Genomic DNA, 11691 nt, shown 5'->3' with positions numbered 1-11691 from the left:
GCCCTCCAAGGAATGACCCGCGGAGCGTGCCGGACCTGCATACCAGACACGCCCTCCACGGAGGGGAAAGCGGAGCATGCCGGACCGAGTTCTGGGGAGCCTCCTCAACCAAACCTGTCTGCACACCAGAGGGACACGGGAAGGCGATGCCCCGGACCGGCCGGACCGGCCAGGGCGATGCCCGTTGATGGGGCTTCGCTCGGCAGGGACGGACCAGTCAGCGGGATGCTCCTCGGTGGGCTTGACCTGGCCGGAACGGACCGGCGGGGACGCGAGTCCCTGAAGAGGGCCGAAGAGCAAGACCGAGCGGCACCAAGGCCGATGTGTGATACCCGAAGTGGGACAAGGGAAGGAGGCAAGACGACGATGACAGCCATGACGGACTCGAGCTCGCCTGCGCCTCGTACCTGCCCTCGCACGCGCGGCCCGGCGGTGGAGGCCACCGGCCCAGCCAAGCCCTCAACGCATCGAAGACCGGCCCCGCCGCAACGCGTTCCGACCCGCGTCCGGCAAGTCACCCCGACCGGCCGTCCCCAGTCGTTCCGTCGTTGAGCGCCTGAACCCCAAGGGAAGAGCCACCCGGCCCCGGCAACGCACCCGGTGCCAGCCCTCCAGCACTCCATCGCTGAGGGCCTGAACCCCGACCGATGACCGGCCCTCGCCCCGGCGGGCCACCCCGACCGGTCTTCCCCGTCCCTCCGTCGTTGCGAGCCTGAACGTTGAGGCAGTAGCCGAGTCCGTCGATTCGAAACAGTGAAGGGACGCAAGGCAAGCCCTGCGCCCCTTCGGTGTTGTCCGTCAGATCATGTTGTGGCGGATGACGTTCTCTTCACGGCCCGGGCCGACGCCGACCACGCTCACGCGGGCGCCGCACAGCTCCTCGAGACGCTCGATATAGGACTGGGCATTGGCCGGAAGCTCATCGAACTTGCGGCAGCCGGAGATGTCCTCGAACCAGCCGTCGTGGTACTCGTACACCGGCTTGGCGTGGTGCACATCGGTCTGGGTCATCGGCATCTCGTCGAAGCGCTGGCCCTCGATCTCGTAGCCGACGCAGATCGGGACCCGCTCCAGCTCCGAGAGCACGTCGAGCTTGGTGACGAACAGGTCGGTGACCCCGTTGACGCGCACCGCGTAACGGCCCAGCACCGCGTCGAACCAGCCGCAGCGGCGCCGCCGCCCGGTGGTCACGCCGTACTCGCCGCCGCGCTTGAGCAGGAACTCGCCGAACTCGTCGAACAGTTCGGACGGGAACGGACCCGAGCCGACGCGGGTCGTATAGGCCTTGATGATGCCGATCGCGGTGGTGACCTTCTGCGGCGCGATGCCCGTGCCGACGCAGGCGCCGCCGGTGGTCGGGTTCGAGGAGGTCACGAACGGGTAAGTGCCGTGGTCCACGTCGAGCATGGTCGCCTGCGCGCCTTCGAGGAGCACGTTCTTGCCCTCGTCGAGCGCCTGGTTCAGGATCAGGCGCGTGTCGGCGATGTACGGCTTCAGGCGCTCGGCGTAGCCCAGGTACTCCTCGACCACGGCCTCCGGGTCGATCGCCTTGCGGTTGTAGACCTTCACGAGGATCTGGTTCTTCTCGCGGAGGATCTGCTCCAGCTTGATGGAGAGGATCTTCGGGTCGAGCAGGTCCTGCACGCGGATGCCCTGGCGGGCCACCTTGTCGGCGTACGCCGGGCCGATGCCGCGCCCGGTGGTGCCGATGCGGGCCCCGCCCAGGTAGCGCTCGACCACGCGGTCGAGGGCCCGGTGGTGGGGCATGATCAGGTGCGCATCCGCCGAGAGCTTCAGGTTGGAGACGTCCACGCCCCCCGCGGTGAGCTCGTCGAGCTCCGAGAGGAGGAACTTCGGGTCCACGACCACGCCGTTGGCGATGACCGGGACGACCCCCGGGGTCAGGATGCCCACGGGTACCAGGTGAATGGCGTACTTCGTGCCGTCAGGGACGACCACCGTGTGCCCGGCGTTGTTACCGCCCTGGTAGCGCACCACGTAGTCCATCTCGGCGCCGAGCAGGTCGGTGACCTTGCCCTTGCCTTCGTCGCCCCACTGCGTTCCGACGACTGCGATCGCTGGCATCTGCCCATCCTCCCGGGAAGTTGATCACCCGATTACTTGGTAAGCCTACTGGCATGCGCTGACCTCGTGTCTCACCAGGGCTGAGCGCTATGGGTTGGACCTCCATCACACCGTAGTGTGGGGCGGGTGAACGTTGTCGTGTTGACGCTCGTGGAAGCGAACTGCGCTGATTCGGGGCCGCGCACCCAGACGCTGCACCTGATCGACGAACTCAAGCAGCTTGGGGCGACCGTGCGGACGGTCGGTGCCGAGCACGCCAAGGAGATCGACGCGGTGATGGACGACCCGAACGAGCGGATCGTGGTCGCCGCCGACACCGACGAGCAGGTCAACGCCGTTCTGGCCCGGGTGGTGCGGCGCTCGGCGCCCGCCCCGAGCGAACGCCCCGACTCCCTGCCCGCCGGGCGCACCCTCCCCGATCTGCCGCCGCTGGCACTGCTCCCCCTGGGCACCGCGCCCGGACTGGTCAAACACTTCGGACTGCCGACCGCGCCCGCCGAGGTGGCCGCGGCCGTCATGGGCGGCAAGGTCCGGCGCACCGACATCATGCGGCACGACGGCGGCGGCGTGTGCGCCGACGGCGTGCGCCTCGGCGGCGGCGACCGGCCATGGCGCGGCATGGTCAACCTCGACGACGCGGTGCTGGCCGACGGCTCCGAGCAGATCCTGGCGTGCGTCGTCGCCAACGCCGACGGTTACGCCGCGGCCGACGACATGGTCCTGGCCGAACCCGACCCGACCGACGGGAAGATCGACGTCGCGGTGGCCGTGCCGGTCACGGTGGGGCGCTGGCGCAAGAAGGTTCGCATCGAGGTGCGGCGCGCCCGGGGCCGAGCGGTGGCGATCCACCCCGAGGACTCGGTCACGTACATCTCGGACGGCCTGGTGGACGAACTCAAGCGCAAGCGCACCTGGTGGGTGGAGCCGGGCGCGGCGGGCTGGTACGTCTCCGAGGCGTAATCGCGCTGGCTTCGCGTAAGCGGTTGCCCGTAGTCTGGGGGACGCACCCAACCCTCCCTTGATGCGAAGGAGCTCCTCCATGGCGATCGTCTACGGCGGCGATTACAACCCCGAACAGTGGGACCGAGCAGTCTGGGCCGAGGACATGCGGCTCATGCGCGAGGCCGGCGTCAATCGCGTCAGCGTCGGCATCTTCTCCTGGGCCCTGTTCGAACCCGAGGAGGGCCGCTTCGAATTCGAGTGGTTCGACGAGGTCCTGGACCTATTGGCGGCGAACGGCATCGAGGCGTGCCTGGCCACCCCGACCGCCTCGCCGCCGCCGTGGTTCGCGGCCACCTATCCCGAGGCCGTGCTGGTCGACGCCGAGGGCCGCCGGCTCACCCACGGCTCCCGCCAGGGCTTCGACCCCTCCTCGGACGTGTACCTCGCCAAGGCCCTCGCGATCACCGAGCAGATCGCGCGCCGCTACGCCGATCATCCCGCGGTCGTCCTGTGGCACCTCCACAACGAGTACGGCTGCCACAATGCCCGCTCCTATTCGCAGGCGGCGGCCGCGAAGTTCCGGATCTGGCTGCGCGAGCGCTACGGCGACCTCGACGGCCTCAACGCCGCCTGGGGCACCGCGTTCTGGTCGCAGGCCTACTCCTCGTGGGACCAGATCTACCCGCCGCTGCCGACGCCCTCGATCTCCAACCCGGGGCAGGTCCTGGACTTCAAGCGCTTCTCCTCCCACCAGCTGGTCCGCAACTACCGGGCCGAGGCCGAGGTGATCCGCCGCCACTCGGACAAGCCGCTGACGACGAACTTCATGACCGGCTCGCACCCCGACATCGACCTGTGGGAGTTCGCCGGCGAGGTCGACGTCGTCGCCACCGACCACTACCTGATCGGCGAGGACCCGCACATCAACCTCGGCTTCGCGGCCGACTACGCCCGCTCGCTGGGCGCGGGCAAGCCGTGGATCCTCATGGAGCACTCCACGTCCGCCGTCAACTGGCAGGGACGCAACCGGGCCAAGGCGCCGCGCGAGATGCTGCGCAACTCGATGACGCACCTCGCCCGGGGCGCCGACGCGATCATGTTCTTCCAATGGCGGGCCTCGAAGCAGGGCGCCGAGAAGTGGCACTCGGGGATGGTGCCGCACGCGGGCACCGACTCCAAGATCTGGCGCGAGGTCTGCGAACTGGGTGCGCGGCTCGGCGACCTGTCCGAGCTCGAGGGCTCCACGGTCAAGGCGGACACGGCGATCCTGTGGGACTTCCCGAACCGGTGGGCCCAGGAGCACCCGGCCCGACCCACCAGCGAGATCGACCCGCAGGGGATCTTCAACGACTACTACGCGGCCCTGTGGCGGGCCGGGATCACCTGCGACGTGGCCGAACCCGAGGGCGACCTGTCGGGCTACCGATTCGTAGTGGTTCCTGCCATCTACCTCCTCTCGCGGGCGGGGGCCGAGAACCTGCGGGGGTTCGTCGCCGGCGGCGGGACGGTGCTGGTGACGCCCTACTCAGGTATAGCCGACGAGACCGACACTGTGTATCTGGGCGGTTACCCTGGGGCGCTGCTGGACGTGGTCGGGGTGCGCAGCGAGGAGTTCTATCCGCTGGTGGACGGGCCGATCGAACTGGCCTCGGGCGGCAAGGGCACCATCTGGAGCGAGACGGCCGAAGCCCGAGGCGCCGAAGTGCGCGACACCTACGCCCTCCCGTCGCCCCCCACCGCCCGGGTCGGAGCGAACGCTGCGCCTATGACGGCAACCCCGGCGTGGACGGTCAACCGCTTCGGCGAGGGCACGGCCCACTACCTGACGACGTTCGTCGACGCGGACACCCTCGACCGGGTGATCGCGAGTGCGGCGGGCGACGCGGGCGTGGGGCCGGTCGCCGACGCCCCGGTGGGGGTCGAAGTGGTCCGCCGCTCGCACCCCGACGGCCGGAGCTGGCTGCTGTGCATCAACCACTTGAACGAGGACGTGAAGGTGAAGACGGAGAAGGAGACGATCGAGGTTCCGGCGGGCGAGGTAGTGGTCCACGCCGAGCACGCCTAGCGGTTTCGTCACCCCCCGGGGTGGGTGGTCTCGGTGGGTGGGGAATTTCCACAGGGCCCACCCGCCCGAGGGGTGCCAAATCCTGGTGGCGATCGTGCCCGAGGGATCCGACAACAATCGGGCCCCTTCGGCGTTGCACGCCTGGGATTCACCGAAACGAGTGAACATCCGGTCACCGCGGCCCGGCTCCATCTGAGACCGCTGTGCTCATGCTCGCCACCTGATCGAAATCGGATCGTTATCTCCGTGAGGCACGCTTGTCAGCGCCCGCCAGGGCGCGCCCGGGGCGGCATCGGCTCGACTTGAAGGTGGGAGTGTCCATGTCTGCGGAGTTCTCAAGTTTCGTGGCGATCGGTGACAGTTTCACCGAAGGCGTCGGCGACCCCAACCCCGACGGCGAGGGGTTCCGCGGCTGGGCCGACCTGTTCGCCCACTGCTACGCCGGGATGAATCCCGACTTCGCCTACGCCAATCTCGCCGTTCGGGGCCGCCTCTTCGACCGCATCGTCGACGAGCAGGTCGTCCCCGCCATCAAGCAGAGCCCCGACCTCATCTCGTTCGCCGCCGGCGGCAACGACGCCCTCCGCCCCGGTTTCAACCCCACCCAGCTGTCGACCCGCGCCCACGAGGTGGTCCGGCTGCTCAAGGCCTCCGGCGCCGAGGTCATGCTCTTCACCTGCGCCGACGTCACCTGCCACATCCCCGGCATGAAGATGCTCCGCAAGCGATTCATCGCCACCAACGACGCCTATAAGCGCGTCGCCAAGCGCCACAACGCCGTACTCATCGACCTGTGGGCGGACGAGGCCTTCACCGACCCGCGCCTGTGGTCCGAGGACCGACTCCACCTCAACTCCCTCGGCCACCAGCGGGTCGCCTTCGACGTCTGCGAGGTCCTCGGCGTCGAGCCCGACCCCGCCTGGTTGAAGTCGCTGCCCGACGCACCAGTGGTGCGCAGGGACCAAAACGGCGTAGCCTGGGCCGGCAAGCACCTCGCCCCCTGGGTGAAGCGGCGCCTCACCGGCAAATCGAGCGGCGACACCGTTGACCCCAAGCGACCCAAACTCTCCCAAGTGGAGTCATGATGATCGTGTTCAAACTGCTGGCCATCCTGGTCATCATCCTCTTCTGCGCCTTCTGGTTCGGCATGCTCTTCAAGAAGGGCCGCAAACAATAGGGCGACCGCGCCGCGGCCTCGCCCGGACGACGCGGTCGCGATGTCCGCGACCGCAATGATTCACATCACACCGGGTCACATCGGCGACGCTGCTCCTAGTCAATGGGGTGCAGGCGCAAGCACGCGCACGACATCCTATTGAGGAGCACCCATGAACGCAGCTTCCACCGCGATGAGGGCCGACCGGTGAGGGTCATCCTCGCTGGCGCCACCGGAGCGATCGGCCGCCAGCTCATCCCCGCCCTGACCGCCGCCGGACACGACGTCACCGCGATCATCCGCAACCCCGGCAACCTCGACCTGGTCAAGGGCCTCGGCGGTGAGCCGATCGTCGCCGACGTCATGGACCGCGAACAACTCCTCAATGCCGTCAAGTGAATCCGCGCCGACGCCGTCATGCACCAGGCCACCGCCCTGCGCGGCGCCTCTCCCCGGCTGCGCCCCGACGACCCCACCAATGCGCTGCGCTCCACCGGCACCGCGCACCTGCTGGCGGCCGCCGAGGCGGTCGGAGCCGACCGGTTCGTCACCCAGTCGCTGATCACCGGATATGGCTACATCGACCACGGCGATCGCGAACTCACCGAGGACGACCCGTTCGGGCAGCCGCACGGAACCTACGGCGACCCGGTCGTCGAAGGTTGCCGCTCCACCGAGGAGCAGGTCCTGGACGCCGGCGGGATCGCCCTGCGCTACGGCATGTTCTACGGCCCGAACGCCTTCAGCGACATGTTCGCCGAGATGATGCGGAAGCACATCCCGATCCTCCCGGTCGGAGGCGGCCGGACCACGTCATTCATCCACGTCGCGGATGCCGCCACCGCCACCGTGGCCGCGCTGGACCAGGGCAAGCCGGGCCAGGCCTACAACGTCGTCGACGACACTCCTCTCACCTGGGGGCGGTTCGCCGCCGCCGTCGCCGCCACCCACCGGACTCCGCGCCCGAGAGCGATGCCCCGCTGGCTCCTGAAACTGTCCGCCCCCTACCTCGCCTGTCTGATGGCCGACACCACCCTGCGGGTCTCACACGCCAAGGCGACCCAGAAGTTGGGCTGGACGCCGTCCCTCCCGTCGGTCCACCAAGGTCTGGAGAGGACCGAAGCCTGAGCTCGGGCCAGTCGGGCCGCTCAGGGACGGTCGAACGATGGGCCGGACCGCGGCGGCGCGGTCGGCGATGGATTCGGCACTGGTAACGGTGCTGGCCTAGTCCATTCCGGTGGGGTCGAGTTGGAATTGTCGGAGGGACAGGGCATCATGGCAACTGTGGGACTCCTCCAGCGTCTGTTGGGGCGCCGGGACACACCTGATTCAGTGCCAGATCCCGCCGCCCAACCCGAATCGTCGTCCAATCCCGAGCCAGCGCCCGAATCCAAGGCCACCGTGTCTTCAGGTGCCCTCGACGATGCCGCCCCCGAGACCGTCGAACCGGAATCTCAGCAGGAGGACAGCATCGCGCCCGTATCGACCGGGCCGAGCGCACCGCCAGTGCTCGTGCCCGTGCCAGACCCGCGACCCGCGAACCAGTCCGAACTAGAGGACGAGCCCGGGCCGATGCTCTCGCTCGTGCCCGACCTCGACCCGGAACCAGAGCCCGATTTCGATCCGGGGTCGGAGCCCGAGCAGGCGTTCGAACCTGAGCCGGAGCCAGAGACGGAACCCGAGCTCGAGGCGGCACCTGATCTCGAAGTGTCTCCCGAGCCCGAAGCGGAACCCGCTCCCGCTCCCGCGCCCGAATCCGGGGCGAAACCGGCCGGTATCTTCGTCCCCGAGCGCCCCCGGCGGGAACTGCTCACTTTGGACAAGCCGGAGCCACCACGCCCGACCGGGACCGGCCGCGACGAGATGATGCCCCGCACCGAGGACCCGAACCTCGACATCGAAGGCTCGCCGCGCGCGGCCCTGCGCGACGCCGGGCTGAGCGTCCCCAAGATGCATCAGCTGGTCCGCAGGCCCGGGACCACCATGTGGGCCTTCGGGGTCCGTTCATCGGATGCACTCGGTTGGTGGCTGGAGATCCGCCAGTCGGCCGAGAAGACCGGTTGGATGCCCGTCCTCCTCGGCGCGCCCGAGGAGTGGCGCGACTCGGGGGAGGCGATCATCCACGAGGGCGATGACGAGCTCGCGCGCGCCGAACTCATCGATGCCGGAGCGCTGCTGCACGACAAGGCCGCCGAGGCCGGCGAGCCCGCGCGCGGCGTCCCGATCCTGCCCCGCCGGGGTGACACGGACTTCGCCACGCCGCAGCAGGACGGCCTGCTCGGCCTGGTCGAGACGAACGCCGGCTGGAAGATCCCGGCCATGTTCCCCTGGAAGGGCTCCACGAACTGGGAGCTGTACGGGGCCGAGCACGCCGCGATCCTGGGCAGCTGGCACCGCCGCTTCGAAGCCGAGATCGTCGCGATGACCTACGACGTGATCGAGCTGTACGTGCCGAGCCCCCCGAGCAGGGAGGAGGCGCTGGGCGTGGCCGCAGAGGTCTACGCCTACTGCCCGGAACTGCTCGACTCCGGGGTGCCCACACTGGAGGACCTCGCCGAGCACATGATCATGTCGAAGGCTTGGTACTTCCGGTGGGCGTAGGCCTGAGGAAGCATGAGCTCAGTCGATGGGCGTAGCCCTGAGGAAACATGAACGCAGTGGGTGGGCTTGATTCCACCTGAACCAATGACGCGGTAAGCGGATCGAGCCCGGCGCGAACGCCGGGCTCAGTCCTTCTTCCGGCTCGCCTCCATGCGCGGCGCCAGTCCGTCGAGGAACAGGTCCAGGGCGTACCGCATCGCTTCGTGGGCGTCGATGTCCCAGGCCTGATCATCGGTGATCCTGGCGATGCGCTCGTAGCGGCCCGATTGGATCGCCTTGATCAGGTACGGTTCCTGCGCCTGCCACCACTCGGCCTCGGGCACCGCCGGTCCCTCGCCGGTGGAGTCGCGGATGAGGTACTGCCGCGCGGTGCCGGTGACCATGTTCATGACGGCGGTGACGACCAGGTTGGCCTCGCGCGTAGACACGTCATGGCCCTCGAAGGCCGACAGCGCGAAGTTGTAGCCCGCCAGCGAGTCGGGGCCCAAGACCGGCCGGCGCTGGTTGACCTCCAGCAGCCAAGGATGCTCGGTGAAGACCTCCCAGGTGCTCTCGGCAAGGAGTTCGATCCGGGCGCGCCAGTCCAGCCCGGAGAGGTCGGGTTCCTCGCCCATGCGCGAGAGCAGGTCGACCATGAGGTCGAGCAGTTCACCCTTGCCCGGCACGTACCGGTAGAGCGTCATGGTGCCGACGCCCAGATCGGCGGCGACGCCTCGCATATTGATCGCCTCGATGCCGTCGCGATCGGCCAGGGCGACGGCGGCCTCCACGATCTGATCCAGGGTGAGCTTCGGTTTGGGCCCGGGTCTGCTCGGCTGCGGCTCGAATTCACGCCAGAGGAGCTCAAGACTGCGCTTGGGGTCGCCCGCCCCGGTCTGTGGAGATGCCATCGAGGACTCATTCTAACCAGGTTGCGAACCGGGTACGTTGTACTCTAACATTGAGTACAACGTACCCGATTCAAGGGGAGCAGTCAATGACCACCACGACCGTCGAGGCCGAAAACCTCGGCAAACGGTATAAGAACAACACCGCACTGGCCGGATTCGACCTCCAGGCCACCTCCGGCGAAGTCCTCGGACTCCTCGGCCCCAACGGCGCCGGCAAGACCACCACCGTCCGAATCCTCACCACCCTGCTGCGCTTCGACACCGGCCGCGCCACCGTCGCCGGCTTCGACGTCGCCCGCGACGCCCGCCAGGTCCGGCGCCGCATCGGCCTGACCGCCCAGCAGACCGCCGTCGACGACGTCCTCACCGCCCGCCAGAACCTCGTCCTCTTCGGCAAGCTCTTCCGCCTCACCAAAGCCGACGCGATGCGCCGCGCCACCGAACTGCTCGACCAGTTCGGACTCGCCGACGCCGCCGACCGCCAGCCCAAGCAGTTCTCCGGCGGCATGAAGCGTCGACTCGACCTGGCCGCCAGCATGATCCTGGCCCCGCAGGTGATGTTCCTGGACGAACCCACCACCGGCCTCGACCCCGCCGGACGCCGCGAGGTCTGGGACGCCGTCTCCGGGCTCGCCGCCGACGGCACCACCGTCGTGCTCACCACCCACTACCTCGACGAGGCCGACCGCCTCTGCGACCGCATCGCCGTCATCGACCACGGCCGCAATATCGTCGAGGACACCCCCATGGGCCTCAAGCGGCAGATGGGCGCCGACCGCCTCGAAATCGTCGCCGCCGAACCGGACGACCTCGCCGCCCTGCGCGGCATCGTCGAACGCATCGCCGACGGCGACATCGTGGTCGACGAGGCCGCCGCCTCCGTGTCGGCCCCCGTCAAGGACCCCGTACCCGCACTCACCGCCGCCGCAACCGCCCTGCAGGACAAGCAGATCGCCGTCGCAGACCTCGGACTGCGCCGCCCCACCCTCGACGAGGCATTCCTCGAACTCATCGGCGATACCGACAAAGCCGACACAGAGAAAGTCGAAACCGCGAAAGAGGCCGACAAATGACCGCCACACTCGCCCCGCTCCCCGACGAGACCCTTGCCTCTCGCATCAAATGGACGCTCCACGACTACCGCGCCATCGTCGGCCAGGAGTTCGTCCACCTCTACCGCCAGCCGGTCAACTTCCTATGGCAGCTCGGCTTCCCGATCGTCATGGTGCTGCTGTTCGTCTACGTCTTCGGCTCGGCCATGGACGTCACCGGCCAGGGAGCCGGGGTCGACTATGTCGCCTACGCCATGCCCGGCATGTTCGCCATGACCATGGCCTTCGGATTCATGAACACCGCCTGGGCCGTGGCCGAGGCCAAGGAGAAGGGCTTCGTCGACCGCGTCCGGTCCATGCCCATGGCCTCCTCCGCCGTCGTGGTCGGCCGCAATATCGCCGACACCATCCACGCCGCCGTCGACCTGCTCGTGCTCTTCATCATCGCGATCGTCATCGGCTGGAGCTCCGACGGCACGTTCTGGGAGACCTTGGGCGCCTTCGCTCTGCTGCTGTGGCTGCGCTTCGCACTCATCTGGGTCGGCGTCTTCCTCGGACTGCTGGTCAAGAACGTCGAACAGGCCGGGAGCCTGTTCGCCCTCGCCTTCCCCTTCGGCATGATCTCCTCGGTCTTCACCCCGCCCGAACTCATGCCGGGCTGGCTGGGCGCCATTGCCGCCTGGAACCCCGTGTCCGCCACCGCGACCGCGATCCGCGACCTCTTCGGCAACCCCGCCGTCGCCGGCGACTCCTGGCCCGAGGCCAACGCGCTGGCCGCGGCGATCATCTGGCCGGTCGTCATCACCTTGATCTTCCTACCGCTGGCGGTGCGCCGCTTCCAGAACCTGGGTCGGTAAGTCCGACAAGGAAACCGGGAATCAATCCGGGGGAGACCGCCGC

At 68.5% G+C, this 11691-nt stretch carries 8 protein-coding genes and 1 pseudogene; 7 read left to right on the top strand and 2 right to left on the bottom strand.

What is annotated here, in order from left to right; all coding sequences use genetic code 11:
* Window positions 1-798: 798 nt before the first annotated feature.
* Complete coding sequence (locus FAB82_RS10530) at window positions 799-2085, bottom strand: adenylosuccinate synthase (protein ID WP_136534499.1); 1287 nt, start codon at window positions 2083-2085, stop codon at window positions 799-801.
* A gap of 126 nt (window positions 2086-2211) precedes the next feature.
* Between FAB82_RS10530 and FAB82_RS10525 the strand changes: the two genes are divergently transcribed.
* The 5 genes and pseudogenes from FAB82_RS10525 (at window position 2212) to FAB82_RS10505 (ending at window position 8849) form a co-directional block, all read left to right on the top strand.
* Window positions 2212-3045 carry a diacylglycerol kinase family protein gene (locus FAB82_RS10525; protein ID WP_246039564.1) on the top strand — a complete coding sequence of 278 codons (834 nt, stop codon included), beginning with the start codon at window positions 2212-2214 and terminating at the stop codon, window positions 3043-3045.
* 79 nt (window positions 3046-3124) lie between these two features.
* Complete coding sequence (locus FAB82_RS10520; RefSeq protein WP_136534498.1) at window positions 3125-5092, top strand: beta-galactosidase; 1968 nt, start codon at window positions 3125-3127, stop codon at window positions 5090-5092.
* Window positions 5093-5412: 320 nt separating this feature from the next.
* The gene (locus tag FAB82_RS10515; RefSeq protein WP_136534497.1) at window positions 5413-6177 is read left to right on the top strand and encodes an SGNH/GDSL hydrolase family protein; all 765 of its coding nucleotides are present in this window, start codon (window positions 5413-5415) and stop codon (window positions 6175-6177) included.
* Window positions 6178-6371: 194 nt separating this feature from the next.
* Window positions 6372-7376, top strand: a pseudogene (locus tag FAB82_RS10510) (NAD-dependent epimerase/dehydratase family protein).
* A gap of 204 nt (window positions 7377-7580) precedes the next feature.
* Window positions 7581-8849, top strand: coding sequence for a DUF4253 domain-containing protein (locus FAB82_RS10505; protein WP_136534496.1), 1269 nt, complete (start codon window positions 7581-7583; stop codon window positions 8847-8849).
* A 125-nt stretch (window positions 8850-8974) separates the two neighbouring features.
* On the opposite strand, the gene FAB82_RS10500 is transcribed toward FAB82_RS10505, so the two are convergent.
* A complete protein-coding gene (locus FAB82_RS10500; protein WP_136534495.1) occupies window positions 8975-9739 on the bottom strand; it encodes a TetR/AcrR family transcriptional regulator in 765 nt (254 codons plus the stop codon).
* A gap of 86 nt (window positions 9740-9825) precedes the next feature.
* On the opposite strand from FAB82_RS10500, the gene FAB82_RS10495 reads away from it, so the two are divergent.
* Together FAB82_RS10495 and FAB82_RS10490 are read left to right on the top strand one after the other, a co-directional pair.
* Entirely contained in the window at window positions 9826-10812 is a 987-nt protein-coding gene (locus FAB82_RS10495; RefSeq protein ID WP_136534494.1) for an ATP-binding cassette domain-containing protein, read from the top strand.
* Window positions 10809-11648: an ABC transporter permease gene (locus FAB82_RS10490; RefSeq protein ID WP_136534493.1), complete on the top strand. Its 840-nt coding sequence runs from the start codon at window positions 10809-10811 to the stop codon at window positions 11646-11648. Before FAB82_RS10495 ends, FAB82_RS10490 begins: the two co-directional genes overlap by 4 nt.
* Window positions 11649-11691 lie beyond the last annotated feature (43 nt).

The sequence above is a fragment of the Glycomyces buryatensis genome (assembly GCF_004912275.1).
Taxonomy (GTDB): Bacteria; Actinomycetota; Actinomycetes; order Mycobacteriales; family Micromonosporaceae; genus Glycomyces; species Glycomyces buryatensis.
The sequence above is the reverse complement of the archived record's forward strand: the minus strand, read 5'-3'. Positions and strand labels throughout refer to the sequence as shown.